The 26,558-nt window shown below is 63.0% G+C and carries 26 protein-coding genes and 1 pseudogene; 18 read left to right on the top strand and 9 right to left on the bottom strand.

What is annotated here, in order from left to right:
• Positions 1 to 107 precede the first annotated feature (107 nt).
• A complete protein-coding gene (locus tag ASE90_RS20715) occupies positions 108 to 1,445 on the top strand; it encodes an integrase (protein WP_235531821.1) in 1,338 nt (445 codons plus the stop codon).
• Between the two features lie 23 nt (positions 1,446 to 1,468).
• On the opposite strand, the gene ASE90_RS13615 is transcribed toward ASE90_RS20715, so the two are convergent.
• Together ASE90_RS13615 and ASE90_RS13610 are read right to left on the bottom strand one after the other, a co-directional pair.
• On the bottom strand, positions 1,469 to 2,812 hold the full coding sequence (locus ASE90_RS13615) for a sigma-54-dependent transcriptional regulator (RefSeq protein ID WP_056001651.1): 1,344 nt from the start codon (positions 2,810 to 2,812) through the stop codon (positions 1,469 to 1,471).
• A complete protein-coding gene (locus ASE90_RS13610) occupies positions 2,809 to 4,551 on the bottom strand; it encodes a sensor histidine kinase (protein ID WP_056002311.1) in 1,743 nt (580 codons plus the stop codon). Before ASE90_RS13610 ends, ASE90_RS13615 begins: the two co-directional genes overlap by 4 nt.
• A gap of 162 nt (positions 4,552 to 4,713) precedes the next feature.
• Here ASE90_RS13610 and ASE90_RS13605 point away from each other — a divergent pair, with 162 nt between their 5' ends.
• The 11 genes and pseudogenes from ASE90_RS13605 to ASE90_RS13555 form a co-directional block, all read left to right on the top strand.
• Entirely contained in the window at positions 4,714 to 5,037 is a 324-nt protein-coding gene (locus ASE90_RS13605) for a hypothetical protein (protein WP_056001648.1), read from the top strand.
• A gap of 14 nt (positions 5,038 to 5,051) precedes the next feature.
• A complete protein-coding gene (locus ASE90_RS13600; protein WP_056001647.1) occupies positions 5,052 to 6,320 on the top strand; it encodes an SDR family oxidoreductase in 1,269 nt (422 codons plus the stop codon).
• Positions 6,313 to 6,786: a DUF2269 family protein gene (locus tag ASE90_RS13595; RefSeq protein WP_056001643.1), complete on the top strand. Its 474-nt coding sequence runs from the start codon at positions 6,313 to 6,315 to the stop codon at positions 6,784 to 6,786. The genes ASE90_RS13600 and ASE90_RS13595 overlap by 8 nt, the downstream gene beginning before the upstream one ends.
• A complete protein-coding gene (locus ASE90_RS13590; protein ID WP_056001640.1) occupies positions 6,780 to 7,316 on the top strand; it encodes a DUF4166 domain-containing protein in 537 nt (178 codons plus the stop codon). Before ASE90_RS13595 ends, ASE90_RS13590 begins: the two co-directional genes overlap by 7 nt.
• On the top strand, positions 7,309 to 7,710 hold the full coding sequence (locus tag ASE90_RS13585; protein WP_056001637.1) for a thiol-disulfide oxidoreductase DCC family protein: 402 nt from the start codon (positions 7,309 to 7,311) through the stop codon (positions 7,708 to 7,710). The genes ASE90_RS13590 and ASE90_RS13585 overlap by 8 nt, the downstream gene beginning before the upstream one ends.
• A 215-nt stretch (positions 7,711 to 7,925) precedes the next feature.
• Positions 7,926 to 8,643 (top strand): annotated as a pseudogene (locus ASE90_RS13580) (transposase); the annotation flags it as partial.
• Positions 8,538 to 8,918, top strand: a complete 381-nt coding sequence (locus ASE90_RS21030) for a type I restriction-modification enzyme R subunit C-terminal domain-containing protein (protein ID WP_156361604.1) — start codon at positions 8,538 to 8,540, stop codon at positions 8,916 to 8,918. The pseudogene ASE90_RS13580 and the gene ASE90_RS21030, both read left to right, overlap by 106 nt.
• A 33-nt stretch (positions 8,919 to 8,951) precedes the next feature.
• Entirely contained in the window at positions 8,952 to 10,433 is a 1,482-nt protein-coding gene (locus ASE90_RS13575; protein WP_056001634.1) for a class I SAM-dependent DNA methyltransferase, read from the top strand.
• Positions 10,430 to 11,788 (top strand): restriction endonuclease subunit S, encoded by a 1,359-nt coding sequence (locus ASE90_RS19330; RefSeq protein ID WP_082449809.1) that lies wholly within the window; start codon positions 10,430 to 10,432, stop codon positions 11,786 to 11,788. The genes ASE90_RS13575 and ASE90_RS19330 overlap by 4 nt, the downstream gene beginning before the upstream one ends.
• 15 nt (positions 11,789 to 11,803) lie before the next feature.
• Complete coding sequence (locus tag ASE90_RS13560; RefSeq protein WP_056001625.1) at positions 11,804 to 12,724, top strand: restriction endonuclease; 921 nt, start codon at positions 11,804 to 11,806, stop codon at positions 12,722 to 12,724.
• A gap of 266 nt (positions 12,725 to 12,990) precedes the next feature.
• Positions 12,991 to 13,288, top strand: a 298-nt coding sequence (locus tag ASE90_RS13555) for a transposase (protein ID WP_156361603.1), incomplete at its 5' end; no start/stop codon positions are given.
• A 426-nt stretch (positions 13,289 to 13,714) separates the two neighbouring features.
• On the opposite strand, the gene ASE90_RS13550 is transcribed toward ASE90_RS13555, so the two are convergent.
• A complete protein-coding gene (locus ASE90_RS13550; protein ID WP_056001619.1) occupies positions 13,715 to 14,995 on the bottom strand; it encodes a hypothetical protein in 1,281 nt (426 codons plus the stop codon).
• On the opposite strand from ASE90_RS13550, the gene ASE90_RS20010 reads away from it, so the two are divergent.
• Positions 14,994 to 15,230, top strand: a complete 237-nt coding sequence (locus ASE90_RS20010) for a hypothetical protein (RefSeq protein WP_156361586.1) — start codon at positions 14,994 to 14,996, stop codon at positions 15,228 to 15,230. The two genes, ASE90_RS13550 and ASE90_RS20010, sit on opposite strands and share 2 nt — an antisense overlap.
• A gap of 144 nt (positions 15,231 to 15,374) precedes the next feature.
• On the opposite strand, the gene ASE90_RS13545 is transcribed toward ASE90_RS20010, so the two are convergent.
• Both ASE90_RS13545 and ASE90_RS13540 read right to left on the bottom strand, forming a co-directional pair.
• Complete coding sequence (locus ASE90_RS13545) at positions 15,375 to 16,331, bottom strand: Gfo/Idh/MocA family protein (RefSeq protein WP_082449807.1); 957 nt, start codon at positions 16,329 to 16,331, stop codon at positions 15,375 to 15,377.
• Between the two features lie 305 nt (positions 16,332 to 16,636).
• On the bottom strand, positions 16,637 to 17,482 hold the full coding sequence (locus tag ASE90_RS13540; RefSeq protein WP_056001616.1) for a TrmB family transcriptional regulator: 846 nt from the start codon (positions 17,480 to 17,482) through the stop codon (positions 16,637 to 16,639).
• 305 nt (positions 17,483 to 17,787) lie between these two features.
• Between ASE90_RS13540 and ASE90_RS13535 the strand changes: the two genes are divergently transcribed.
• The 3 genes from ASE90_RS13535 to ASE90_RS20705 all read left to right on the top strand — a co-directional run bounded on the left by ASE90_RS13535 (position 17,788) and on the right by ASE90_RS20705 (position 21,491).
• A complete protein-coding gene (locus tag ASE90_RS13535) occupies positions 17,788 to 20,268 on the top strand; it encodes a S8 family serine peptidase (RefSeq protein ID WP_162235099.1) in 2,481 nt (826 codons plus the stop codon).
• Between the two features lie 67 nt (positions 20,269 to 20,335).
• Positions 20,336 to 20,647 carry an I78 family peptidase inhibitor gene (locus ASE90_RS19315; protein ID WP_082449805.1) on the top strand — a complete coding sequence of 104 codons (312 nt, stop codon included), beginning with the start codon at positions 20,336 to 20,338 and terminating at the stop codon, positions 20,645 to 20,647.
• A 226-nt stretch (positions 20,648 to 20,873) separates the two neighbouring features.
• Positions 20,874 to 21,491, top strand: a complete 618-nt coding sequence (locus ASE90_RS20705; protein ID WP_235519880.1) for a YdeI/OmpD-associated family protein — start codon at positions 20,874 to 20,876, stop codon at positions 21,489 to 21,491.
• Between the two features lie 181 nt (positions 21,492 to 21,672).
• On the opposite strand, the gene ASE90_RS13525 is transcribed toward ASE90_RS20705, so the two are convergent.
• A complete protein-coding gene (locus ASE90_RS13525; RefSeq protein WP_056001611.1) occupies positions 21,673 to 22,053 on the bottom strand; it encodes a winged helix-turn-helix transcriptional regulator in 381 nt (126 codons plus the stop codon).
• Between the two features lie 86 nt (positions 22,054 to 22,139).
• Here ASE90_RS13525 and ASE90_RS13520 point away from each other — a divergent pair, with 86 nt between their 5' ends.
• Both ASE90_RS13520 and ASE90_RS13515 read left to right on the top strand, forming a co-directional pair.
• Positions 22,140 to 22,907, top strand: a complete 768-nt coding sequence (locus ASE90_RS13520; protein WP_082449804.1) for an NADPH-dependent F420 reductase — start codon at positions 22,140 to 22,142, stop codon at positions 22,905 to 22,907.
• Positions 22,908 to 22,964: 57 nt separating this feature from the next.
• Positions 22,965 to 23,954, top strand: a complete 990-nt coding sequence (locus ASE90_RS13515; protein WP_056001608.1) for a zinc-dependent alcohol dehydrogenase family protein — start codon at positions 22,965 to 22,967, stop codon at positions 23,952 to 23,954.
• A gap of 528 nt (positions 23,955 to 24,482) precedes the next feature.
• Here ASE90_RS13515 and ASE90_RS13505 read toward each other — a convergent pair.
• Genes ASE90_RS13505 through ASE90_RS13495 form a run of 3 tightly spaced genes read right to left on the bottom strand, consistent with a single transcriptional unit; the run spans position 24,483 to position 26,555 of the window.
• Positions 24,483 to 25,067 carry a hypothetical protein gene (locus ASE90_RS13505; protein WP_056001602.1) on the bottom strand — a complete coding sequence of 195 codons (585 nt, stop codon included), beginning with the start codon at positions 25,065 to 25,067 and terminating at the stop codon, positions 24,483 to 24,485.
• A gap of 60 nt (positions 25,068 to 25,127) precedes the next feature.
• Positions 25,128 to 26,186, bottom strand: a complete 1,059-nt coding sequence (locus tag ASE90_RS13500) for a DUF2235 domain-containing protein (RefSeq protein WP_056001598.1) — start codon at positions 26,184 to 26,186, stop codon at positions 25,128 to 25,130.
• Between the two features lie 36 nt (positions 26,187 to 26,222).
• The gene (locus tag ASE90_RS13495) at positions 26,223 to 26,555 is read right to left on the bottom strand and encodes a hypothetical protein (RefSeq protein ID WP_056001595.1); all 333 of its coding nucleotides are present in this window, start codon (positions 26,553 to 26,555) and stop codon (positions 26,223 to 26,225) included.
• Positions 26,556 to 26,558 lie beyond the last annotated feature (3 nt).

Here is a 26,558-nt window from a genome sequence, read left to right as displayed (position 1 = left end):
GGACATGGCCAACCGGATGGCCGTTGCGGCGGCCATTATGCGGCCCTTGGGCGTGATGTCCCCTTCCCATGTACGGAGCCGTGCCTCCGACAGCCGCTGTCGCGTCCGTGCCCACCGCAGCGAATGTCGCGGCGGACCCCGAGCAATTTAATGAGGAGGATGGGGAGGACGAGAAAGCCGAACGGCAGCGCTACGCGCGGATGACCCCGTTGGACGTAGTCGAGGCGTATATGAGCCTCAAGCCGAAGGCCCGAGGACGCGTCGCAACGACCAAAGCAGGCGCAAACAAGCCGAAGTCGCAGGCTAAGACCTGGGGTGACAGCCAACGGCGTCAGTTCAAGGCGGCGGCCTTCCTGTTCGGTAAGTCGAATGGCGGCAAGCCGCTGGCGCGAACAAGGCAGGAGGATCTCAATCAGTTTTACGACCAGCTCAACCGCATGCCTTCCACGCATCACAAGTCAGCACGGCATGAGCCGATGACGATCGAGGACATCTGCGTCGAGGGCGCCGACCGGGTGGAGGAAGCGGAGAAGCGCGGAGAAACCATCACTTTCACGATCGGATTGGACGTCGGTACTATCAACAGACACTTTGCCAATCTAAAAAAGCTATGCGCCTGGCTCGCCAGCAAGACGACGATGCGAACGCTCGATTTCTCCGACTATATCTTAATGGAAGAGGAGCGCGACGAACGGACGGAGCGTGATCCATACACCATTCAGCAAGGCCAAGAACTATTCGCGCTAAGGATGTGGACCGGTAGCCCAACGCTGGATGGTCGGTTCGCGAAGGGCTGCGGCGGCCGGATCTGGCGTGATGCGGTCTATTGGATTATGCCGATTGTCTGGTACTCGGGAATGCGGCGCGAGGAAGCGTGCAAGCTGCTCGTTGAAGACATCGGCGAGGAAGACGGCGTCCCATATTTCGGCATTCGCAACACCCGCGCCGGGCGGGTGAAGACGGCCAAAAGCACCAGGAAGGTACCGATTTGCGCGGAACTTCGCCGGCTCGGGCTGTTGGATTACGTCGCCGCGATGCGGGCGGCTGGGGAAGAATATCTATTCCCGGAAATCGTACCCGGTAAAGGTGGTCGACCACTGCGTGATGTGTTCTTCAACACCATTTGGCTGAAGATCAAGCCGTTGCGGGCGCTCATCAAGCCGGGTCAGGCGGTTCATAGCGGCCGGCACATGGTCAGCACCGAGTTGAAGGCGTTGCAAACCTTTGAGGAAACGCGGGCGGACCTTCTCGGGCAGCAGATCGGTGGCGAGAATGCCGTCCGCTATGCCGGGGCAACGCGGCTGCAGATCCTGGCGGATGTCGTGGACCGCCTGCCCATCGTCACCAGCCATCTGCCGTTGCCCGAAACCATCAACCTCTTGCCGAAGCATCTGCGCTGCGCCCGCCCGACACGTCAGTCGGCGGGCCGGAGGTCGAGAGGCTGACGGATGCGGTTACAGGACCGCGGTCACCGAAGCCCCATACGATCCATCTTCTTGAGCAGGCCTACGCGCGAGAGGCCTAGTTCGCGCGCGGTGTGGGTGTGGTTGTGGCCGGTGCGCGCCAGTGCCTCGACGATGCGACGGCGTTCCAGCGCGGCGACTTCGTCTTCGAGGCTTTGGGGGGCGGCGGGGAAGACGCTTTCCGACGGAGCGTCGCCAACGGCGAACGCGAGATCGTCGGCGGTGACGATCGTGCCCGCCGCGCCCGGGATGGCGAGGGCGGCGGCACATTCGACCGCGGCGCGCAATTCGCGGACGTTGCCGGGCCATGCCCTCCCGCCGAGCCATTCCGTCGCATCGGGCGAGAAGCTGGCCCGCCCTTCGCTCGCCCGCCGCAGGAACAATCTGGCGAGCAGCGGCACATCGGTCGCCCGCTCGACCAGCGAAGGCGTGCGTAGCACCACGCCCTTGAGGCGGTAGAACAGGTCCTCGCGGAAGCCGCCCTCGGCCACGGCGGCGGGGAGGTCGCGGTGGGTGGCCGCGACGATCCGCACATCCGCCTCGCGCGGGGCACGGGCGCCGACGGGCTGGTAGCTGCCGTCGTTGAGGAAGCGGAGCAGCTTGACCTGCATGGCCGGCGGCATCTCGCCGATCTCGTCGAGGAACAGCGTGCCGCCATGCGCGGTCTCGATCAGGCCGGGTCGGTCGGCGGTGGCGCCAGTGAAGCTGCCCTTGAGGTGGCCGAACAGCTCGCTCTCCAGCAATTCGGCCGGGACCGCGCCGCAATGGATCGGGACCAGCGGTCGGGCGGCGCGCGGCGAGGTAGCGTGAATCGCGCGGGCGACCAGTTCCTTGCCGGTTCCGCTCGGCCCCAGCACCAGCGCGGGAAGACGGGTCGGTGCGACCCGGCGGATCAGGTCGCGCAACCCTGCCATCGCCGGTGAGGTGCCGACCAGCCCCATATCCTCGTTGGCTCCGGCCTGTGCGCGCAGCGTGGCGACCTCACGCGCGAGCCGCGCCCGCTCCAGCGCGCGAGCGACAACGACGCGCAGCAGGTCGGGATCGACCGGCTTGGCGAGGAAATCCCATGCGCCCGCCTCGACCGCCTTCAGCGCCAGCGCATGATCGGCATGACCGGTCATTACTACCACCGCGGCGGGCGCAAACGCCGGGATGAGCGTCAGCCCCGCAGCCGGGTCATGATGCGGCGGCATTGCGAGGTCGAGAAGGACAAGGTCGGCAGGTTTCGCCTTGAACGCCGCCACCGCCGCATCGCCATCGCCGACGACCTCGACGTCATGACCAAGCCCGCGCAACCACGCGCCGGTCAGCCGCTGAAAGGCGGGTTCGTCATCGGCGAGCAGGATCATCGGGACGCTCCGAAGGTAAGGCGGAAACAGGTCGACCAGCCGGGTCGCTCGGCCAGCGTCACGGTGCCGCCATGCGCCTCCATGATCCGGCGGACGATGGCGAGGCCCAAGCCGGTGCCGCCGGGGCGGCGTGAGACGAAGGGGCGGAACAGGCTGTCGCGGATCTCGGGCGCGATCCCGGGACCGTCGTCGCAAATGTCGATCGTGACGGGCGGACCAGCCTCAGCGACGATCGCGACGCGGGTGCCGAGCGCGCGGGCATTGTCGACGAGGTTGGTCAGTGCGCGCAACAGCGCGTGGCGATCCGCCGTCACCATCAGCCCCTCGGGCAGTTCTGCTTCTACGCCCAGCGATGCAACAAGGTCGGCAGCGCGCAGCGGCTGCGGCACGATCGTCCACGCGCGGGCATAGTCGAGGATGTCGGTGACGAGATGGTTCATCCGCGCCACCTGCTCGCCGATCTCGGATCGCACCGCCGGCGGTGCGCCGGTCGCGGCCATCTGGACGATGCCGAGCGGGTTACGCAGGTCGTGCGCGACGGTCGCCGCCAGCGCCCCCAACTCGGCCAGTCGCGCCTCGCGTTCGGCATCGACCATGCGGCGGGCGGCGGAGAGGCGGCGGGCGCTTTCGGCGACCAGACCGGCAAAGCGTTCGGCGACATGGCGGGTGGCGGCCGGAGCGTCGTCCCAGCCTTTCAGGGCGACCGCCTCGCCCGTGATGGTGAGCGTCGGCCCATCGGCCGGCAGGTTCAGCCGCTGGCGCAGCAACCGCAAGGCAGCCTCGCCCAGCGCGGCTTCGTCGGGGGCTTCCGCCAGCCGGTCACGCCATTCGGCCACGTCCGCCTCACTGATCCGTCCGCCGGGGAACACAACCCGGTCGGCCAGCCGCTTCAGCGGGGCGAGGATCGCCAGCCCCAGCGCCAGTGTCGCCGCCAATGCCGCCCAGGTCGCGAACAGCCCCACCGGACGGCCCGCCATCGCCAGTGGCAAGGACGCGATCAACGCGCTCGCCGCGCCCGCGCCGGCGACCAACATTAGCCACATCAATCCGCGCCGTGCCCAGATGTCGGCCGCCATGAACCGGTGCCGCACGATGCCGTAGACCAAAGCGACCGAGTAGAACGGCAGCAGCAGCACCGGCCACGGATAGGCATCGATTCCAATCGCCGGAAAGGCGAAGCCGGTCAGGGCGACCAGCCCGATCAGGCTCGACACGAACACTGCCCCCGCCTGTCGCCGATGGGCGCCGTCCTGCTCGCGCCACGTCTGCGCCAGCCGCACATGCCCGGCGACCGACAGCAGCGCCGCCAGCCCCAGCACGCACCAGCCGACGACCGACGGCACGAACATCCCGGGAAAACCATGCCACGGCACCACCGCCCCGACGCCGAAGACCAGTCCGACCAACGCCGCGAACGCTGCCGTCGCATAGCCGGCGATCGCCACCTGCCGCACGACGCCGCACAGCGCAAAGGCGAAGGCCAGATGCAGAAACCCCGCCGCGGGCAGCGGCGATAGCGCGATCAGCGTCGCCGTCACCGGCGTCGCCGCCGGCCCCATCAGCGCGGGAAGCATCTGCGCCACGCTCCACAGCCCGACGCCGAGCAGAAACACGGCGAGCAGGCTCGACCCCGGCACCGCCCGCGCCCGCAGCACGACGAACAACGCCAGCAACGCGCTGGCGATGGCGGTCAGCGACAGCGCACCGATATAGGCGAAAAGGCCGACAGCTATATCCATCGTTGACAGCATAGCAGCTTGTTCCGTTCACGGCGTTGACAATCGCGCACTACCTGCCGGACGGAAAGCCACGCATTTCCGCCATCCGTGGCAATTGGCATGCCATTCGCAAAGGGCCTTCCAAGCCGGGCGATCATCGTCCGGCTTGGAAGGAGACCAACCATGTTGTTGCCCATTGCAGCCCTGCTCGTAACCTATGCGTTGACCGGCCTGATCGCGCTGCTGGCCGTCGTGACGCTCTGGCGACCGCTGTCGATCCTGCTCGCCGAACTGTGCGGCACCGAGGACCGCTCGCGCTTCTGGACGGTGTGGTCGACGGTGATGATGGTCGCGACGCCGATGCTGTTCGTATCGTGGCGCGGCATCGCCACCGATCCGACCGAACTGGTGCAGGGGACGATGACCAGCGCGCTGATCGGCGTGCTGATGGCACTGGTCGGGATGGGCTTTGCGGTGTGGAGCCGCACCCCCCGCGCCGCCGCCTAACGGGAGCGGGGGCGATGCATGTCCTGATTGTTGGCGCGAGCGGCTTCATCGGTCGCCACCTCGCCGCCCGGCTGGTGGCGGAGGGCGTCAGCGTCACCGCCGCTGGCCGCGCGCCGAATCGCTTGAGGCGGCGATTGCCGGGCGCCAACGCGATCCGCTGTGATCTCGCCACCGACCGCGCAGACGACTGGCGCGAGCGGTTGGCGGGCGTCGACGCGGTGGTCAACTGCGCTGGTCTGTTCGGAGACGACCGGGGCTATGCGAACGTCCATGCTGGCGGACCGATCGCGCTGTTCGATGCCTGCCGCACCGCCGGGGTCAGTCGCGTACTCCAAATTTCCGCCTTGGGGGCGGCGGCCGATGCGCCCAGCGCCTATCACCGCAGCAAGGCCGCTGCCGACGATCATCTGGCGGGGATGGGGGACGCGATCGGCTGGGCGATCGTCCGGCCGTCGCTCGTTATCGGCCATGGCGGGCAGAGCAGCGCGCTGTTCACCACGCTCGCGGCGCTGCCGGTCACACCGGACCTTGGCCGTGCCGATGGCCTGATCCAGCCGATCCATGTCGACGATCTGGTCGAGGTGCTGGTTCGCCTTCTTCATGCCTCGTTGCAGCTGGCCGCGCGGATCGATGCGGTCGGACCCGAGCCGATGACCACGGCGGCGTTGGTGGCGACGATGCGCGGCTGGCTGGGCTTGCCGGATACGATACGCGTGACGGTGCCGCGATGGCTGATCGCCGGAGTCGCTCGCCTCGGCATCGGTCCGGTGACGAGTGAGGGGCTGGCGATGCTGGTGGCTGGCAACACGGCGTCCGTCGAGCCGCTCGTTGCCCTCACCGGCTTCCGACCGACACCGATCGCCCAGGCCTTGGCCCGCCGCCCGGCGAGCGAAGGCGATCTGCGGACGGCACGGCTTGCGCCCATTGCGCCGATCCTTCGCGTCGCGCTCGCACTGGTCTGGTTCGCGGGTGGAGCGATACCGCTGTTCGTCACCCCGGCGGCGACGAACATGGCGTGGATGGCGCGGGTCGGCCTGTCGGGGAGTGCGGCGACGATTGCATTATGCGCAGGCGCGCTGGCCGACATCGCGGTCGGCGCTGCGTTGCTTCTGCGGATACGAGGCGCGGCGCTCGCGGGGATCGCCCTGATGGCGACCTACACGCTGATCCTGACCCGTATTGCGCCGGAACTATGGGCCGATCCCTTCGGCCCTCTCGCCAAGAACATCGCCGTCCTTGCCCTGTCGCTTGCCGTCAATGCGCTGGAGACACGTCATGGCTGATTATCTGCTTTTGAAAACCGTCCATATCCTCAGCTCGACCTTGTTGTTCGGCACCGGGCTCGGCACCGCCTTCCACGGGTGGATGGCGAACCGCTCCGGTGACGCGGGCGCGCGGCGGGTGGTCAACCGTAACGTCGTCCTCGCCGACTGGTTGTTCACCACCCCCGCCGTCATCGTCCAGCCGGTGACCGGTGTGTGGCTGGCGCAGATTGCGGGCTTTCCGCTGACGACGGGCTGGCTCGCGGCGTCAATCGCGCTCTATCTGATGGTTGGGGCCTGCTGGTTGCCGGTGGTCGGCATCCAGATCCGGATGCGCCGCATCGCCGATGCCACCCCGGCGGACATGTCGCTTCCGGCGCGTTATTTTCAGCTATCGCGGACGTGGTTCCTGCTCGGCTGGCCCGCGTTTATCGGGGTGCTCGTCATCTTCTGGCTGATGGTGACCAAACCGGAGATCGCATGGTGACCCAGCCCGTGTTCCACCGTCTGCTCGGCAGCGCGATCGACGACCTGCCGCCGACGTTGCGCGAGGCCCATGACAGTCCGATCGACCAATGCTGGCGCGGCGTGGCGCAGGTCGAGACAAACCCGAACCCGCTGGCAAGGCTGCTCTGCCGCCTGATGCGCCTGCCCGCCGCGGGGACGGCTATTCCGGTGACGGTCAGGTTCGAGCGGCGCGGTGCCGCCGAACACTGGCATCGCGATTTCGCCGGACGCCGCTATCGCAGCACGCTCATCGAGCGCGACGGGTTGATGATCGAACGGATGGGCATGGCGACCAACATTTTCCGGGTATCAGTGGAGGGCGGCACGCTCCGGCTGGACCTGATCGGCTTTCGCTTCCTCGGGCTTGCGCTGCCGACGGCACTGCGACCGCACTGCCACGCCCGCGAAAGCGAAGAGGATGGGCGTTACATCTTCGACGTGCCCGTCGACCTCTGGCCCTTCGGCCAAATCATCCGCTACACTGGTCGCATGGAGCGGATCGATGACTGACGGCCCGATCATCCTGTTCGACGCGCAGTGCGTCCTTTGCTCTGCTAACGCCCGCATCATCCTCCGCTACGACCGCCAGCACCGCTTCCGGCTGGCCGCGATGCGGGGCGCGACAGGGGCTGCGCTGTTTCGCGAGCATGGCATCGATCCGACCGACCCCGACACGATCCTCGTCATCGATGGCGATCGGGTCTGGCGCGACAGCGAGGCGGTGATCGCGATCTACGTTGGTCTCGGCTGGCCTTGGCGCGTCGCGGGCGCGCTCCGCCCGGTACCAAATTGGCTGCGCGACCGGGTCTATCGATGGATCGCCCGCAACCGCTATCGCCTGTTTGGTCAAAGGCAGACGTGCTGGCTGCCGGCGCCGGAAGATGCTCGCTGGGTTCTGCCCTAGCGGCATCACGAACGCAGCTTTGCGAGGAGGACGGTGTGGCGACTTACACGGATCGCACGAAAACGACTTCCCCGATACTTGACGCGGTGGTTCGTTCGTATTGTTCGGCGCCGGAGCGGGGACGGCTGGCTTTGGGAGATTGTGTTGAAAAAGGCCGTCTTGCAGTGATGTGGGTGGTATGATTCAATCTCTTCGAGGTAAGCGGAGACGGGCCGATGATGGGCGAGCGGACGGTGGCGCAGGAGGCGCTGTTCTACAGCTTCAGCCTGGAGCGGCACGTGCCGGCGGACCATCTCCTGCGCTCGATCGACCGGTTCGTGGACCTGTCAGGCATCCGCGAGGATGCTGAAGCTCTTCTATAGCGAGACGGGTCGCCCTTCGATCGATCCGGAGTTGATGATCCGGATGCTCATCATCGGCTATTGCATGGGCATCCGATCCGAGCGGCGGTTGTGCGACGAGGTGCATCTGAACCTGGCCTATCGCTGGTTCTGCCGGTTGGGGCTGGACGGCGACGTACCGGACCATTCGACCTTCTCCAAGAACCGACACGGGCGCTTCCGCGACAGTGACCTGTTGCGCCGCGTGTTCGAGACGACGGTCGCGCGCTGCATGGCCGAAGGCCTGGTGGGGGGCGAAGGGTTTGCAGTCGACGCCAGCCTGATCCGCGCCGATGCCAATCGTCAGACCGGCGGTCCGGGCAGCGACGGCGTGCCGCCGGACGCCGACAGTCGTGCGGTACGCGAGTATCTGGCCGTTCTCGACGATGCTGCGTTCGGCGCAGCGACACCGGTAGTGCCGAAGTATCTGGCGCCGGCCGATCCGGCATCGCGCTGGACCAGCGCGCATCGCGGGCCGGCCTTCTACGCCTACTCGACCAACTACCTCATCGACCTCGACCACGCCGTCATCATGCGGCGCTCGGCGATCCGCTGGTCCCCTATGCCACCCGCGTCGAGAGCGGGGTCGGGCGCATCCTGGCGGGCCGCGACTGGACGCCGACCCAGCGCCGCTGGCTGCAACGCATCGGCCGGGCGCTCAAGGAGCAGCCGGTCGGCGATCCCGCAATCCTGTCTGACCCGCTATTCGCGCAAAATGGCGGTTTCGACGCGATCGACCGCGAATTCGACCATCACCTGCGCGATGTGCTGATGGACCTGAACGTCGCCATCTGGGATAGCCGTGGCGATACCGACCAGGCGGCCTAATCCGCCCATATTGACGACAAGGACGACGATTACGTGAATCCCTCCGCCGAACTGGTGAACAAGCTGTGGCGGCTTTGCGCCATGCTCCGCAAGGACGGCATCACCTATCAGCAGTACGTCACCGAGCTGACCTATCTGCTGTTCCTGAAGATGGCGTCCGAGCAGAAGGACGAGAGCCGCATCCCCGAGGCCTATCGCTGGTCGCGACTGAAGGCAGCGAACGAGGCGGAATTGCTGACCGTCTACAAGCGTGCGCTGATCGACTTGGGCGATCCCGCCAAGGTGCCCGACCGCTCGGTCGTCGCCATCTTCCAGAACGCGTCGACCATCGTGCGCGAGCCCGCCAATCTGCGCCGCCTGATCGATGCGATCGACGGGCTGCACTGGTTCTCCGCCGAGCGTGATGCGTTCGGCGACGCCTATGAGGGTCTGCTCCAGAAGATGGCGGAGGAAACCAAGCGCGGGGCGGGGCAGTATTTCACCCCGCGCGTCCTGATCGACGTGATGGTCGAGCTGATGAAGCCGCAGCCGGGTGAGGTGATCCAGGATCCGGCGGCGGGCACCGGCGGCTTCCTGATCGCCGCCGACCGCCATATGCGCGAGGCGACCGACGACTATTTCGAGCTGTCGCCCAAGCAACAGGCGTTCCAGCTGCGCGAGGCGTTCCGGGGGGTCGAGAACGTCCCCGACACCTTCCGCCTGCTGCTGATGAACCTGCACCTCCACAAAATCGACCCCGATTATCTGGATATGGGCGATACCCTGTCGCCCAAGGGCAGCGAAGCGCGGTTCAAGCGTGCCGACCTGATCCTGAGCAACCCTCCCTTCGGCCCGGCGGGCGGGCCGCCGACGCGCGACGACCTGACCATCACCGACCGTGTCTCCTCCTACCAGTTGCCGTTCGTCGAGCACATCATCCGCGCGCTCGCGCCCGGCGGCCGCGCGGCGGTGGTCGTGCCTGACAACGTCCTGTTCGATGATGGGCGCGGTAAGGCGTTGCGGCGGATGCTGATGCATCGGTGCGACCTGCACACCATTCTGCGGCTGCCGACCGGCATCTTCTATGCGCAGGGGGTCAAGACCAACGTCCTGTTCTTCGCCCGCTCGACCGAAGCCGACCCGGCCGAGGACGCGACCAAGGCGGTGTGGATCTACGACATGCGCGCCGGCGCGCCCGCCTATGGCAAGACCAACCCGCTGAAGCGCGCCGACTTCGCGGGCTTCGTGGCGGCGTTCGGCGACGATCCGCATGGCCGGGCGGCGCGCACCGACGAAGGCGAAACCGGCCGCTTCCGCCGTTTCGACCGCGCCGCGCTGGAGGCGCGGGGCGACAATCTCGACATCAGCTGGCTCAAGGACACCAGCGCCGACGCCGAGGACGGCCTCGACACGCTCGAGGACATCGCGGCGGCGATCGAAGGCCATCTGATGGCCGCACTGGAGGAAATCGGCGCGCTGGTTGCGGAGCTGGGGAGCGAGACGGAAGAGCCGGTCGTGGCGGAGGCAGCGGAGTGACGTTGCCGACGGGGTGGATCAAGACGACCGTTGGCGACGTTTCCGTGACGAAGCTCGGCAAGATGCTCGACGCGAACAAGAATAAGGGTGAACCCGTCGTATATCTTCGCAACGTCAATGTGCGGTGGGGTGCATTCGACCTTTCAGATCTGCTGGAGATGCGTGTTACGGCCGAGGAGCGCGACGAATTGGCGGTTCGCGACGGCGACCTTTTTATGTGCGAGGGTGGCGAGCCGGGACGTTGTGCCGTTTGGCGTGGGGGCGAACGAGATCTGGTTTTTCAGAAAGCGATTCACCGCATTCGTCCGCTTGATGCAGTTGATGCCGATTACATCGCAGCGTTCATCGCCCATCTTGCCGCCATAGATGGATTATCTGACCTGCTTACTGGGACTACCATCAAGCATTTGTCGCAGGTGGCGCTGCAACGGATCACATTTCCGGTGCCTCCCGCCGCTGAGCAGGGCCGTATCGTTGCCAAGCTGACTGCGCTGACCGTCCGTCTTGCTCGCACGCGGGACGAGTTGGAACGGGTAGCCGCGTTGGCGGCGAAGCTGCGCCAGTCAGTGCTGTCTCAGGCGTTTTCCGGAAATTTAACTGCCGCTTGGAGAAAGCGGGAAGGGTACGCGGACGTTGATTGGCAAACCTGCCCGTTATCGGAAATCGCCGACGTTCAGGGCGGCATCCAGGTGGGGAAAAAGCGTCCCGCCGATGCTGTGCTCGTTGAAGTCCCCTATCTCCGCGTCGCGAACGTGCAGCGAGGATGGTTGAGGCTGGACGAGATCAAGACGCTCGCCGTGACGGCCGAGGAACGCGATCGCCTTCTCCTCAAGGATGGCGATATCCTCATGAACGAGGGCGGTGATCGCGATAAGCTGGGGCGCGGCTGGGTTTGGCGCGATCAGGTTCCGGACTGCATCCATCAGAACCACGTCTTCCGCGTTCGGCTCAAAAATCCGGATTTCCCGCCGGAGTTTATATCGCATTACGCCAATGAGTTCGGGCAATCCTATTTCATCGACCAGGGCACGCAGACGACCAACCTCGCTTCGATCAGCAAGCGTCGCGTGATGGCCCTACCGGTTCCGGTGCCGCCGGTGGCCGAAGCCAGGGAGATCGTGCTCCTAATTACTGCCGCCTTCGCCCGGGCCGACCGTCTTGAAGCCGAGGCGGCCCGTGACCGCGCGCTGCTCGACCGGATCGAAGCTGCGATCCTCGCCAAGGCGTTTCGCGGCGAGCTGGTGCCGCAGGAACCGAATGACGAACCGGCAAGCGTGCTGCTCGACCGTATCCGCGCCGAACGCGCCGCCGCGCCCAAGCCGAAGCGTGGGCGGGCACGCAAGGCCGGGGGCTGAGCAGGGAGGGGACGCATGGCCATTCCCGACTATCAGGCGCTGATGCTGCCGGTCCTGCGTCTCGCCGCCACCGGCGTCACGCGCGTGCCCGATGCGGCGGCGGAGATCGCCGACCATCTCGGCCTGACCGAGGCGGAGCGCGAGGAGATGCTGCCCAGCGGGCGGCAGCGCGTGCTGCACAACCGCATCCACTGGGCGAAATTCTATATGGCGAAGGCGGGGCTGATCGACAGCCCCGCGCGCGGCCGCTTCGTCGCCAGCGCGGAGGGCAAGGCGCTGCTCGCGACCCAGCCGGCGGCGATCACCGTCGAGAAGTTGAAGACCTATCCCGCCTTCGCGCAATTCTATGCCGGAGACGCGCAGGCCTCGCCCGCCGAGGCCTCGGTCGCCGAAGCCGCCGCCACCGCGACTGCCACGCCCGAGGAACAGATCGATGCCGCGCATGGCGTTCTCCATGCGGCGTTGAAGGCGGAGCTGCTCCAGCGCGTGCTGGCGCAGAGCCCGGCCTTTTTCGAACGCGCGATCGTCGATCTGCTGGTGGCAATGGGCTATGGCGGCAGCCATGAGGGGGCCGCGTTGAGCCTTGGGCGCAGCGGCGACGGCGGTGTTGACGGCGTGATCGACGAGGATCGCCTCGGTCTCGACCGCATCTATATCCAGGCCAAGCGCTATGCCCCGCATGTCGGCGTCGGGCGGCCGGACGTGCAGGGCTTTGTCGGCAGCCTGGTCGGCTTCGGCGCAACTAAGGGCGTGTTCGTCACCACCTCCAGCTTCAGCGCGCCCGCGATCGACTTCGTCCGCCACCTGCCGCAGCGCGTGGTCCAGATCGACGGCACGCGCCTCGCCGAGCTGATGATCGAACACGGCGTCGGCGTCCGGGTGAGCCGGACAATCGCGGTGAAGCGGCTGGACGAGGACTTCTTCGCGGACGAGTGATGGATCAAATATGCGACATATCAATAGATATGACGCATATTTGATGCTAAATATCTGGAATGGTAGCCCAGTCGCGATATGCTGAAAATGCGCTCAGGTTGATGGCCGATACGCTACGCGCCGCGCGAACAGAGCAGCGCCTATCGCAAGCGGACCTCGCCGGTCGGGCTTGGGCGGATCTCCAAGATGGGCGACAAGTATCTGCGTACGCTACTCGTCGTCGGAATGACGTCGCTGATCAAAGGCGTGAAGCGAAAGCCGGAGANCTGGTTAGGCCTGACGCCGCGGCAGCATTCGAGTGGCGGCAAAGAGAGGCTTGGGCGGATCTCCAAGATGGGCGACAAGTATCTGCGTACGCTACTCGTCGTCGGAATGACGTCGCTGATCAAAGGCGTGAAGCGAAAGCCGGAGACCGCCGATCCGCGGCTCGTGGCTTTGCTCGCGCGCAAGCCTGTACGGGTGGCCACTGTCGCGATGGCGAACCACACCGCTCGGGTGGCCTGGGCCATCATGGCGCGAGGCGAAACATACCGGGCCGGGCACCAGCCCAGGCTGGCGGCTTGATGATTTAGCTGGCTCAAACAAAGGAGATCAGCTTCACGAGGTTGCGAGAGCGATGCGATGTGATGGCGAACCGGTCAGACCGGGAGCAGGGACAACCCAGCGGACGTTCAAGGCGTCATAGCCTGTTGAACGAATTGGGACCCAGCTCGCGGATTCCATCAGGGCCAGCAGTTCTTTACCGACTGCACAAACAGGCCGAACAGAGAACTGCACCCGACCCTACGTCAGATCGTCAAATTACCCTTGCAACGCGGGAGCCATCCACAGAGAAGTTCTTTACCGACTGCACAAACAGGCCGAACAGAGAACTGCACCCGACCCTACGTCAGATCGTCAAATTACCCTTGCAACGCGGGAGCCATCCACAGAAAACGTCTGGTGTTTGATATCGGAGAAGGCGGTGCGAATGGCCGATAATGGGTCTTTTCATTTCTTCGGTTTAGCGCTTCCCCAAATCCTCAGCTCGGCAAGCCCGGCACCGACGACGTACGAATTTGCCGATGCCAACACCTCGGCAATCTTCTGCTCCGGTTTGACGTTCGCGATCCCTGGTTGGACGACGACCATCTCGAACGATGCGGGCGCGACACTAGCCAGCGCCGCCAGCAAGGCTTCATCCCCCCGAATAAATTTTGCTTGACCCGTGCCGTTCCGGAAGCGCTGAAGCAGTCGGGCGACCAAACGACGCAAGTCGCACCAGATCAGCCCCTTCACCGCCTGGCCGCATACCTCATAGACATCGCCGACGCGGTTGCCAGGCGACGTCCCGCCGGAACTCTTACAGTGGTAGAACAGAATCTGTACCCCTTCGGCTAGGCGCGAAAATGTGACAAAGTCCGCTGTCTCACCGCTCCCGTGATCCCAATAGACCACTTCGTTCTCGGACCTGTCCAAAGCACGCGCCAAGTAGCCTTGGATCGACGCGGGCTGCGCGGCTCCCTCGGCGAACTCGATCTGTACGTCCACGCCCTCACTCGCCCAGTCGATCGGCTCCACCAAGGAGATGTCGAACGGTTCGAAGCCGTCGGCCGGAGGCGCGTAGTGGACGGCCCCGGTAAGCCGGGAGCCGTCCACCAGCAAAAGGTGCAGCGGATCATCGTTGAGGACGTTCACCAGGTCCTCGGTTGAGCGATGTCGAACTACCTCGACCCGCGTCTGAGCGTCGTTTAGGTAGGCGAACAGCGGTGTGCGGCTGATGTCGTACGTTAGCCGCGTCGAAAGTTCGTCACCATCGACACGGAGGACGACCCGCTGGTCGTCCGAAGACTCCACCCACAACGACATGTCGCTGATTGGACCGGTCTGCCGGTGCCCTGAGGCCAAGTAGGCCACCAACGGCGGGGCAACGTAGAAACCTCGGTCTTCCCAATCCGCCAACATCACAGGAGCCGGGATTTTGGAGACAGTTTTACCGGTCTGGAGCAGGTCGATCTTGCTCCCCGTCACGGCCGCTTTGCGGTCGTGGAGCTTGCGCGCGACCCCGCCGCACCATTCGAGCAGCTCGAAAAGCCGGAGCGACCTGTTGCTCCAGATCTTGGATGCGCTGCTGAGACCGATTGTTATGGAGGCGCCCCCCTCGAGCGCGGTGCCGAAAACGTGGCCACGATGGTAGAGGCGAGCATCGCTAGGGCGGATCGCCTCATCGGCCCGCGGGCCCGTGATCATGCGGTAGGACTCGGTCGTGCTGGACTGCTGGCGATTGCGCATGCCCTACCCGCTCGCAGCCATATTGGCAGCAGGTGCATTTGCTTTGACGGTGCCGGCTGACCCGCTGGCGGCGGATCTCACCGGCGAACATTGGACCAAACCTGTTCCACCACAGCCGCACCGTCTCATGGCAGATGTCGATCCCGCGTTCGAACAGCAGGTCCTCCACATTTCGCAACGACAGCGGGAAACGTACGTACATCAGCACCACCAGCCGGATCACTTCTGGCGATGAGTTGGAGTAGCGGAACGGGCTGGCTGGCTTTCGCGGACGGGGCATCGGAGCCCCCTACCCCGCCCTGCTTACCGGAAGGTGCATTTGGTTTGACGCAGCCAACGTTCGCGTTCCGTTGGTCGCTTCCCAACTCCCGATATTCATTCAGATAAATTGCTGTTTGCCACCGTTTCTGCAGTCTGCGCCAACAGCGATTTCTCCACGAATGCATGTCTCCGCATGGTGGACAACAGCCTCGCAAATCGCATGCGTCGCCAAGATGGCGGCCGTATCGACCAGCCTGCGCTCACGAACCGCGATCAGGAAGTCGTCGCACATCGCCTCGAAGCCGCGTTGCCGTCCGACCGAGATCCAATCTGCCCGCCTTTGCACGCTTTGCGTACCCTGCGCTTCGACACGCTCGGCAAGATTCCACACGCTGTGCCGTGCCCCATCGCCAATCACGTCGAGACGCTCCTCGTCGAGCCCGCTGTTACGATGCATCATGCCGATTGCGGTGAACCCGTTGCCTGCCAGCGTGAGCGTGATGCTATGTAGCATATCGTCCACTACATGGGTTTCGATGGTGCGTCGGCAAATTGGCGCAGGGGCAAGCGAAAGCAGCGTATCGACGACATGAATGAAGTCGTCGAAAACGACGCGTCGAGGCAAGTCCGGTTGCCGGTGGCGATGCTTTTCCATGACGATGAGGTTCGCACCGACGGTGCGCAAGGCGACATAGTCCGGTGCGAATCGTCGATTGAAGCCGAGAACGAGCGGCGTGGCCCGCGCCACAGCCAGAGTAACGAGCGCTTCCGTTTCGGGGAGAGTATCCGCGAGCGGTTTGTCGACGAAGGTTGGAATACTCCGGTCGATCAGAAGCCTGACAAGTTCGCCATGTGCCGGCGTAGCCGCGTGGACGAATGCGGCATCGAACGACGTCGCGGAAAGCGCGTCGGCCACACTGACGTGTCGATTGACGATGCGGAACTCGCGACCGACCTCGTCGAGAACGACTTCGTTCCTGGTCGTGAGATGGATATCGAGATCGCCGCGTCGCGACAGCACCGGCAGATACGCCTTGCGGGCAATGTCGCCCAGCCCGATCACGAGTATGCGCATGTCTATATCTTCCGGTCAGCTACGATCACCGTTCACATCAGGTAAGGGTCTTCGAGCCTTTGCGTTCCCTCTAACCAGTCATCAGGGCGACCCAGTTCCGGACGTTCAGCCCCGACCAAGCGTTTCCCAACATGGGGCGTCCGTTAATGTGACCGACCCGGCAAGTCGGAAATTGTCTTCCGCTTACAGAACTGTTGCGCAAGGTCCGCCTATGTAGCGATTTCGGAACAGCTACTCCGGGATACTGACTTTGGGGCACCCGCCTGGCCCTGTTGGGGATAGCATCAGCCGCGACGACGCGCCTGTCAGTGATCTTGTTCGTTAAGCAGCGATTTAAGTCCGGGTGGCGTCGAACCCTGCAATGACAAATGCCGCAATGGGTCGGATGCATCAGCACGCAAAGCAACCAGTCGGATGTCCGCGGCGACGGCGCTATGGAATACACAACTGAGAAATACGCTGTCGGTCCAAACACCATTCAATACCTTGGTCATATCACGTGACAACTGTGCGACCAAATACTGACGGCCGTCGGCGATGATGATCAGGCCTAGTCCTGGCCAGCGAGACGATACAAGTTCGGCAGCATCCTTGTTGAGCGGCATATCGGCTCCGGCATCGCCAGGACGATACGCGATCCCGGCAACGGTTACTCCCCGCGAGCGAACCGCTTCAACATCTTCGCGCAGCAGGTCATAGATTTCGGGGAAGAAATCGATCAGCACAATTTCCTTGGCCGACGCCAGCATCGTGCGGGCACGTTCGAATATCTGTTGCACGCCCTGCACCGAATAGACGCGTTCGTCGTTTTGCGGTGTATATACCGCTTTAAGCTTTGCCAACGCATCGGTGTGGCGTTCCTCGAACGAATCCTTTAGCGTCTTCATCAACTGCTGCGGTGAGACCGGACTGTAGGTGCGCGTGTCTTCAAGATCGTCGCTGACGAGGACCGCGCCCTTCTGGGTCAGACTGTTGAGCGACTGATACACATTCGCCGCCGCCTTCCCAACGCGTTGGGCAAGCCGATATCCCGATGCCGAGCCTGTGCGCAGCAATTCGCAGTAAAGCCGTGATTCCAGTTCGGTGAAGCCGAACGATGTGAGGGCAAGATCGACCGAACTTTCCTTATTCATCGTCTGCAGAATGCCCATCCGTTACCGTTACGCCGCCGACTATTCCGGGCAGAGCAGATTGGGTCAAGAGGGGACGGAGTGCCGGTGACCGGCAATCGTTCCAGTGCCCATTGGGTACAAACCATGCCAAACAAGACCGTATAAAATGCTTGACAGCGTGTAACTAGCAGTCACTAATAGGGATCGTTAACCAAGAAGCTCGACGGCGGGACACAGTCTCAGCCGGCAATCATCCGATTGCCGGGACGTCTCTCCTTGTCTTCCTGCAATGGTCGAATGGCCAGCCTTTCGAACGACCCGGTAATTGAATGGGAGTGCGCAAGATGATCGAAACGAAACCCGCTGACGGCACCGCTTTGCCCAAAGTCGCAACCTGGAGCTTCGACCCTGTCACGGATACAAGCCCGTCCGGGAATCCAGTTTATGCGACAATGGCGACCTCTTCAGGCGCATCCGCAACGTCCGCATTCGTCGCGCCAGGACTGACGGATCCGGAAGCTGCCAGGCAATGGCACTTGGGCAAGCTGGGCGATATCGCCACCATTTGGCAAGATTTTACGGGAAAAGGCGTCAAGGTTGGCGTCTATGATTCTGGTGTTCAGTACGATCATCCCGATCTCGCCCCGAACTACGATGCCAGCCTTGAGGTAGTTATCGACGGCAAACGGTTTGACGGCGATTACGTACCCTTTTCGGGACCACATGGCACGTCGGTCGCCGGACTGATTGCTGCCGCCCGTGATGGCAAGGGAACCGTCGGCGTTGCCTATGACGCCGGCATTACCGGCGTGAACATCTTTGACCCTTATTCGGGCGGCAAGCTCGATCCCGGCATCTTCATCAACGCCTCCGACCAGACCAAATTCCTCGAAGCGATGCGCCAGACCGCGAAGTTCGACGTCGTCAACCATAGCTGGGGCAGCACCGCCAGCCTGTATGGTTCGCAATTCTCGCGTGGTGTCGAGGGGACCGATGCGGCACGCCTGGTCGCCGCCATCACCTTCGCTGCCGATACGGGGCGCGGTGGGCTCGGTACGGTCCAGGTCAACGCCGCTGGCAACAACTCGATCGACGGACAAGGCGACAGCAGCCATACCGACCGTCACTGGATTTCAGTCGGCGCCTATCGCGAGGTCGATGGCTTGGCTTCCAACTACAGCACGCGCGGGGCTTCGCTACTGGTATCGGCTCCATCGAATGACCTCGCGATTATTGGTGGAACCGGCATCGTCGCCACCGACCTGCTGGGTCGCGATGGGTATAACCTGACAGACGATCCAGGCGGCAAGATCGATTATACCGACCAGTTCGGTGGCACCTCCGCCGCCTCGCCGATCGCTGCCGGCGTCGTGACCCTGATGCTCGACGCCAATGACGCGCTGGGCTGGCGTGATGTGTCGAACATCCTTGCCTATTCAGCAAAACTGCCGGTCGCGTTCGACGACGCCACCCGCACGCTTGAATACACGGACCAGTTCGGCACTGGACGGGCACGAATGAACGAAAGCAGTTTCGTCATCACGGGTCCCGGCAACAACCAGTCGAACGGCGGCGGCCTTCATTACAGCACCGACTACGGCTATGGTGCAGTCGACGCCTATGCAGCGGTGCGCATGGCCGAAGTCTGGTCACTGTTCGGTGCTGCCGAGACCTCGGCGAACGAAGTCCATTACGCATCGAAGGTGTTCGATGCGGACATCACCGCCGTTGGCGACGGCACGCTCGATTTCACTACCTCGTTCAACAAGTTTGCCGGGACGCCGCAGGCGTTCGAGTTCACGATCACCGACGCAGATATCGATCTCGAGCACGTCGATATGACGATCACTTATACTGCACTCGTCGACTTTTCGGACTTTGGCATACCCGGCCTTACCGAGAACGACTTCAGCGCCAACCGCATCAAACTGACTGCTCCGGACGGCAGTTCGGCGTTCGTCGATACACTGCAGAGCACCGGCCCGCGCTCAGCGGATCAGCAAAGTTACACGTTCGGCTTCGCCAACTTCCGTGGTGCGGATGCGACCGGCACTTGGAAGGTCGAACTGGAGGCGAACCTGAGCGGTGTCGTCACCATCAATGACGTAAAGCTGGACCTGTATGGTTCGAAGCCGACTAACGACGATGTCTACAGCTACACCAACGAGTTCTTCACGATGGCGGCGGTCGCGGGCGAGAGCGGCCGAACCACCCTGCTCGACCGTGACGGTGGCATCGACTGGATCAACGCCGCAGCTGTATCAAGCGACGTGACGCTGAACCTGGCGGGCAATGGCGGCGGCGCGAGCTTCGGCAATCAGAAGGCGTTCGCAATCGGTCGCGGCACGGTTATCGAAAATGCCGTTACGGGTGACGGTGACGACATGCTGACCGGCAACAGCATCGCCAACAAGCTGTACGGCATGCGCGGCGACGACAAGCTGTTCGGTCTGGCCGGCAACGACACGCTCGACGGCGGCACCGGCGACGACTGGCTGGACGGCGGCAAGGGCAACGACCTGCTGACCGGCGGTGTCGGCAATGACGACTTCTTCTTCGATAACAAGGCGACATCGGGGTTCGACCGCATCACTGATTTTGGGAAGGGCGATCGACTGTTGGTCAACCGGGCGCTTCGCGACGGGAATGGTGACGGCATCATCACCTTCGGTGCGGACAGTGTGCTTAACCTCGACGGATCCAGTCGCGGTGACCGGGTGCAGCTTGACGGCGTCGATCCGGCAAACGGCCTGAAGTTCGCTGGCATGGAAAACGGCTATTACGTCTATGTTCTGAACGATCCGATTGCGGCGCTGCACGGATGAATGAACTGGCCGCGCCGGTCCTTCCGGCGCGGCCAACCGGTGACAAGGTTGGCTGACATGGGACAATATGACAATGCTTCCTTTCTGGGTTGGATTGCTGAGCGCAGGCCTTGCCATGGGTGACCCGCCCCCTGGAAACCAGCGCCCTGCGGCGCGGCCTTTCGGCTATGATGCGACGAGCCACGCCGACAATTGCGGAGTGGCTTCGATCGAATCCGGTAAGCCGGTACCAGAAAAATTGTTACTGGCAGCTCGGAATACGCCACATCTCGTCCGCATCTTGCTGTCTACGGACCGCGTGACGATGGAGTTTCAGCCAAACCGCCTGACCATTATCATCGATCAAAACGGCACTGTACTGTCGACACGCTGTGGTTAGAACCGACCGATCGACGGCGCAGCGTTTGGACGTCAGCAATGACGAACCTGCTGTCCATATAGTGCGTAATAGATTAATAATAATTACAATACCGCCTGTGATCGAATCGCGTTCGACCCATCTCTGAATACTTGGCACCAGCTGGCCACTCCCCCAAAGCCGCCGCTTGTTCATGTGACCCTCGCCTGATTCAGTCATCTGACTGCAACATGAGGAGAGAGGTGCCATGCCGCTTCTCAGCGGGATTGGCTTTGGTTACCTTCAGGTGATGAACGTTCCTGAAGCCGATGCCCTCGTGTTCGAGAGCTCCAACGATCTTGCTGACTGGCTCGCCGAGTACCACGCGGACCGTGGCGAACTCTGGGTGCGCATCTACAAGGCGGGTTCGCAACAGCGCTCGGTTACGTGGAACGACTGCGTCATAGAAGCGATCCGCTTCGGCTGGATCGATGGCCTGAAGCGTCCAGGCGACGAGCGCTCATACCTCCAGCGCCTGACGCCGCGCCGGGCGGGATCGAGCTGGTCAACCAAGAACCGGGAGCACGCCGATCGCCTGATCGCTGAAGGGCTCATGACCCCGGCCGGGCTCGCCCATGTCGAGGCCGCGCGCACCGATGGACGGTGGGATGCCGCATATGAAGGCTCGGCCACCATGGTCATACCCCAGGACTTTCTGGACGCGCTAGCGACCCTACCTGAGGCCGAAGCGTTCTTCCGAACGCTTGACCGCAAGAACCTGTACCCGATCTACCACCGCCTCCAAACGGCCAAACACCTGGAGACGCGAGCGCGCAGAATGCAAAAAATCCTTGAGCAGCTCAGTCGAGGAGAGCGCTTTCATTGAGAAGACCCATTCTCGGTCATTCAGGCCCTCTCACCTGCTCCCCAACTTCGGACGCTGGTTCATCTTTGCGAATGACTGATTCTGCGGCTCGACTCTCCGCTCGCGAATATCTCAACCGAGACGGAAAGCGGCAATTCTGATTTTCGCGCTTCGCTCAAACCTGCCGACGTCTAACTGGCAGTTACCCTTGCTCTCCCGATCTAGCCAGCGTCTCGGCTTCACGCCGCATGAACGTCCAGTCGATAAGGGCTTCAATCGATGGGCCGAGCGCCAAGCCAATCTCACTCAGCGCGTATTCGACACGGGGCGGAACCTGCGGATAGATCGTCCGGGTAACGATCCCGTCCTTTTCCAGTTCTTTCAGCTGCTGGATCAGCATCTTCTGATTCACGCCATCAACACGTCGTTCCAGTTCCGAAAACCGCAGAGGTGCCCTTGCGGCGAAAAGCTGGAAGATGATCACCATCTTCCACTTTCCTTCAAGCACTCGGAGGGCCTCGCTGGTCGCGGCAGCCCAGACCAGCTGCTGCTGTGAGTCCTCGCATTGCCAGTCACGCGTCATCAGACACTTACCTTTTGGTGGGTTACCCACCTATCGGTAGGTTCTTGTCGATTATAGTACCTGACCATAGTTCCCGGTGCGAAGCAATGATCGAAGAGGAACGACGCATGAAGATCGGCATTCTTGGAACGGGTCACATCGGCAAGACACTCGTCACCAGGTTGAGCGAGGCGGGCCATGACGTGAAGGTGGCCAACTCGCGCGGGCCGGAGACGATCGATCCCGAGCTTCTGTCGGCCGGCGCTCGCGCTGTGACGACCGAAGACGCGCTGACCGACGTGGAGGTGGTCATCCTCTCAATACCGCTCAACCGGATCGCTGATATTGCGCCGCTGGTGGCTCGCTTGCCTGACGAGACGGTCGTGATCGACACCTCCAACTATTACCCGTTTCGAGACTCCAAGATCCAGGTAATCGAAGACGGACAGGTCGAAAGCCTGTGGGTGGCTGAGCAACTTGGGCGTCCGATCGCGAAGGCATGGAATGCGATCGGCTCCGCATCGCTCGCAAAGAAGGGCAAGCCCACAGGTACACCCGACCGGATCGCCATTCCCATCGCGGCCGATCGTGAGCGGGATCGTCAGATCACGCTAAAGCTGGTTGACGATACCGGTCTGGATGCATTTGATGCCGGGTCGTTGGCTGACTCTTGGCGTCAGCAAGCCGGTGCACCGGTCTATTGCACTGACCTGACGCTCGCCGATATCCCTGCAGCCATCGGCGCTGCGGAGAAGGACAGGCTTCCCAAGCGCCGGGATCTGGCGGTCGCTGTAATGCAGGAGCGCCTTGGTGATGGCACTACGAACCCTGACGAGGACTGGGGCGTCCGCCTTGTGCGCGCGATCAACATGTGACCGTCAGCGCGAACCAGCTCCCAAGCCATACCCATCTATCTACCAGAGGATCAGATCATGACCCGTGTTGTACGCTTTCACGAATACGGCTCCGCAAACGTGCTGCGCATCGATGACATCGAGGTCCCTGCGCCTGCCGCCGACGAGGTGCAGATCGCGGTGCGAGCGATCGGCCTTAACCGCGCAGAGGTGATGTTCCGCAACGGTGCTTACCTGCAAGAAGCGGAGTTCCCCTCGCGGCTCGGCTACGAGGCCGCAGGCACGGTCAAGACGACCGGCAGCGACGTATCCGGGTTCGCCGAAGGGGATGCTGTCAGCGTCATCCCGACGCTCGATATGTCGCGTTGGTCCACCTATGGCGAGGTCATCAACATTCCGGCGCGCTACGCCGTGAAGCATCCCGCCGCCCTAACGTTCGAGAAGGCCGCCGCCTCGTGGATGCAGTATGTCACCGCTTGGGGCGCCCTCATCGATCAGGCGAAGGTTACCGCGGATGACTTCGTCATCGTGTCAGCCGCATCGAGCAGCGTCGGCATCGCGGCGATCCAGGTAGCTCGCAGCGTCGGAGCGACTGTGATCGCGACGACCCGGACGAGTGCCAAAGCGCAAGCGCTGACCGATGCCGGTGCGCATCATGTGATCGCCACCGCCGATGGCGACCTGACCGCGCGCGTGAAGGAGATAACCGGCGGCAAGGGTGCTCGCGTGGTGTTCGATCCAATCGGCGGTCCCGCCATCGCCCAGTTTGCCGAAGTCATGGCCGTCGGCGGCATACTACTGGAATATGGCGCGCTCAGCCCAGACGAGGGGCCGTTCCCGCAGTTCGCGGTGCTGGGCAAGAGCCTGACGATCAAGGGCTATCTCTACACGGAGATCGTCAACGATGATGACGCGCTTGCCCGTGCCAAGGCGTTCATCACCGACGGTCTGGAAAGCGGCAAGCTCGACCCGCTGGTGTCGCGGACCTTCCAATTCGATCAAATTCAGGAAGCGACCCGCTTCCTAGAGTCCAACGAGCAGATCGGCAAGATTGTCGTGACTGTTTGATCCGGTATCGGGAGAGCCACAATTTGGCTCTCCCGCATTGAGGCCTGCAAAGCAGGTCGGCGCCTAGGTCAGCGCTGACCCAAATGCGGTCGCTCAGGTCGCCATTAGCGGTGACCAAAAGCGGACGCTTGTTCATGGGCCTGATACGCTCGCAGACTACAAGGCGTTTCGGCGCTCAAGCGATCTTAGCGACCATTCGGAGGCGATGGACTTGGCTCAAGCATCTGTTCGCCGCCAGTGCCTATGACCTCTCCCGTCTCATAGACGCCGCTGCGTATCGCGACTTCGCGCCGGAAATCATCCGCCGCACCGACAAGGATCCCCGCTCCAAGGTCCTGCCTCGGCGCTGGGTCGTCGAGCGCACCTTAGGATGAATAACCAGATAGACGCCTTGTTCATGATTACGATCAGCGCCTCGAAGTCTCCGAGACCGTGATCCAGGTGGGTCTCGGCAGCCTCATGCTCCGCCGGATCGTCCATCCCTGAGCATTGTCAAACGGACTTTCAGCAGAGGCTCGTGATCTTTCCTTATGCTTGGTCTTGGGCATCAACTGCGGACGCCTCGATATTACGTACCCCGCGCTCGCGCTGCACCAGCGCCTGCATCTCGCGGAACACGCGAAGGCTGCACCACAGATATCCCCAAACGAACCCGGCCGCGAAATAGAGGACTAGCACAGCGCCGGCGGCCGCGGGTCCATCGGGCAACTTCCCAGCTGGTTCCAATGTGTTGCCGATGCCCACAGCCAAGCGCGCCGCAGCATCGGCCAACGGTCCAAGCTGGACCAGCGTGGCGCCAACAATGATCTTTGTCAGCCAGTCCGATATCTGTTCCAGGTTGGTATTGGGTACAACGGAGGTGCTGGCTGCAACGTCGGTGGTGGTTTCGCCCGCACGAACCCTCGGGACGCCGAACAGGAACCCCAGCACGGTGCCGGCCAGCCAAGCCGCCGTGCCCACTAGCCAGAGGACACCGAAGATGCGCAAGCTATTCTCGCTATCGTTCCCCCAAGCGAATATCCCAATCGCGATGAGACCGATAAGGTAGGCGATGAACGCCATGTATTCCCAAAAGCGGAGATCATCACCGACGCGCTCATCGTCATTCGCCACAATACGGCCTTCTATTTACGGCGGATGTGTCACCGGGCATTGCCAAGCGCGGACGGGACCTCATAATCCTATCCCCCGCAACTTGAGGTATGCCAACAGATTGGCTGGTTTGTATGGATAAGGTTCGAACGGCTGCTCGTGCTTGGCATACGTCCCCCTGGTCCTCAGACGCACCAGCGCGCTAGGATGCACGCCTTCCGTCCGGTCCTGCCCGATCGGCCGTAGCGTCCTGCCGAGAAGCTTCCAGACGCCCTTGATAGAATCAATGAGCGCCCCTTCTGCGTTCTCCTCTCGCAGCTTGCGTACGCGCCGTTCCAGATAGTCCTCGTCGAAGTCGAGAAGCGGCTTGGCCTTATCCACCATCCACAGGAAGGCTTGGTCGGATAGAACAGGATCGGGATAGCCGCCGCCGATATTTGAATGAGCGCCAGCGAACCAGACTTGGTCCACGTCCTGGTCTGGCCCGATCTCGCTGCTGTCCCATATTGCAGGTAGGAAGTTACGCCGACGCTCGTCGATCGCAAGAGCTTGATAGGCGCGCCTAGTCTTTCGACCCAGTGTGACGTCGTGGAATTCGTATCGGCGGCGGCCGACGCGGCCGAGCAGATTACCTGGGATACCTAGCGATCCTACCGTGTCCCATACTCCGAGCAGATCAACACCAGGCTGCCGATCCGCAAGCCGCACGATATCTTTCAGTGCATCCGGGTGCCGCTCGTCCGGCTTGGTCCGGTAGTAGTTCCAGACATCCTCCAGTCGGTCGAGATCACCTTTGTGCAGCACACCCGCTAGGTTCACCATGCCTGCCAAGCTGCGCACGGTATAGGCGCCTCGCGAGAAGCCGAACATCACGATGCGGTCGCCTGGTTCGTAGTTGACCGCCAGAAAGCTGTAGGCTTCCTGCACGTTACTCCCCAAACCAAGCCCAATCGTGCCGCCCACGAACCGGTCCAGACCGTTCCCCGTCCCCACGCCCTTGTCGTAGTACACCGTCTGCGGATCCCCATTCCGAGATCGCGTCAACACTGCCCGAACCATCTTAGTGACGTTAGTCGGGGCTCCCTTCTGATCGGGCGTGTTCCACGTACCGTCGCAGCAGATCACCAGCGTCTTGGGCATCTTCCCATCCCCCTCGGCTACATTCCCGCAAGCTCTTCAGCCGAAACCTTTCACAATATCGCCCAGCGACGCGGTCACGTCGGCCATGAGGCGCAGCCGCTCTGCATGCCCGGCGGCGCGCTCAGTAGCCGCCCGCAGTGCTGCTGCCGCGTTGACCGCCCGGCCGGCTAGTGCGTTCCAATCATCGGAAAAGCGCTCCATCTCTCGACCGATCAGGTCGGTATAAGCCGCTAGCGCTCGGTCCCGATTTTCACGGACGAGGCGAGCCTCAGCTGGTGTGCCGGCCACCGCCAAGTCCGCATCAAGGCTTGCATGCGCTTCCTCGAAGTTGCGGCGCGCTACGTCGAGCACAGCGTCCAGCGTCGTCATTTC

Origin of the sequence: Sphingomonas sp. Leaf67, assembly GCF_001421965.1 — a bacterium.
Lineage (GTDB): Bacteria > Pseudomonadota > Alphaproteobacteria > Sphingomonadales > Sphingomonadaceae > Sphingomonas.
This window is presented reverse-complemented; position numbering and strand designations above follow the sequence as displayed.

Coding starts and splice junctions, on each gene's coding strand:
- ASE90_RS13615 (WP_056001651.1), bottom strand. CDS start 2,812: ATGATCCTGCTCGCCGATGACGAACCCGCCTTTCAGCGGCTGACCGGC.
- ASE90_RS13610 (WP_056002311.1), bottom strand. CDS start 4,551: ATGGATATAGCTGTCGGCCTTTTCGCCTATATCGGTGCGCTGTCGCTG.
- ASE90_RS13605 (WP_056001648.1), top strand. CDS start 4,714: ATGTTGTTGCCCATTGCAGCCCTGCTCGTAACCTATGCGTTGACCGGC.
- ASE90_RS13600 (WP_056001647.1), top strand. CDS start 5,052: ATGCATGTCCTGATTGTTGGCGCGAGCGGCTTCATCGGTCGCCACCTC.
- ASE90_RS13595 (WP_056001643.1), top strand. CDS start 6,313: ATGGCTGATTATCTGCTTTTGAAAACCGTCCATATCCTCAGCTCGACC.
- ASE90_RS13590 (WP_056001640.1), top strand. CDS start 6,780: ATGGTGACCCAGCCCGTGTTCCACCGTCTGCTCGGCAGCGCGATCGAC.
- ASE90_RS13585 (WP_056001637.1), top strand. CDS start 7,309: ATGACTGACGGCCCGATCATCCTGTTCGACGCGCAGTGCGTCCTTTGC.
- ASE90_RS13560 (WP_056001625.1), top strand. CDS start 11,804: ATGGCCATTCCCGACTATCAGGCGCTGATGCTGCCGGTCCTGCGTCTC.
- ASE90_RS20010 (WP_156361586.1), top strand. CDS start 14,994: ATGCCCTACCCGCTCGCAGCCATATTGGCAGCAGGTGCATTTGCTTTG.
- ASE90_RS13550 (WP_056001619.1), bottom strand. CDS start 14,995: ATGCGCAATCGCCAGCAGTCCAGCACGACCGAGTCCTACCGCATGATC.
- ASE90_RS13545 (WP_082449807.1), bottom strand. CDS start 16,331: ATGCGCATACTCGTGATCGGGCTGGGCGACATTGCCCGCAAGGCGTAT.
- ASE90_RS13540 (WP_056001616.1), bottom strand. CDS start 17,482: ATGGGCATTCTGCAGACGATGAATAAGGAAAGTTCGGTCGATCTTGCC.
- ASE90_RS13535 (WP_162235099.1), top strand. CDS start 17,788: ATGATCGAAACGAAACCCGCTGACGGCACCGCTTTGCCCAAAGTCGCA.
- ASE90_RS19315 (WP_082449805.1), top strand. CDS start 20,336: ATGACAATGCTTCCTTTCTGGGTTGGATTGCTGAGCGCAGGCCTTGCC.
- ASE90_RS20705 (WP_235519880.1), top strand. CDS start 20,874: ATGCCGCTTCTCAGCGGGATTGGCTTTGGTTACCTTCAGGTGATGAAC.
- ASE90_RS13525 (WP_056001611.1), bottom strand. CDS start 22,053: ATGACGCGTGACTGGCAATGCGAGGACTCACAGCAGCAGCTGGTCTGG.
- ASE90_RS13520 (WP_082449804.1), top strand. CDS start 22,140: ATGATCGAAGAGGAACGACGCATGAAGATCGGCATTCTTGGAACGGGT.
- ASE90_RS13515 (WP_056001608.1), top strand. CDS start 22,965: ATGACCCGTGTTGTACGCTTTCACGAATACGGCTCCGCAAACGTGCTG.
- ASE90_RS13500 (WP_056001598.1), bottom strand. CDS start 26,186: ATGCCCAAGACGCTGGTGATCTGCTGCGACGGTACGTGGAACACGCCC.
- ASE90_RS13495 (WP_056001595.1), bottom strand. CDS start 26,555: ATGACGACGCTGGACGCTGTGCTCGACGTAGCGCGCCGCAACTTCGAG.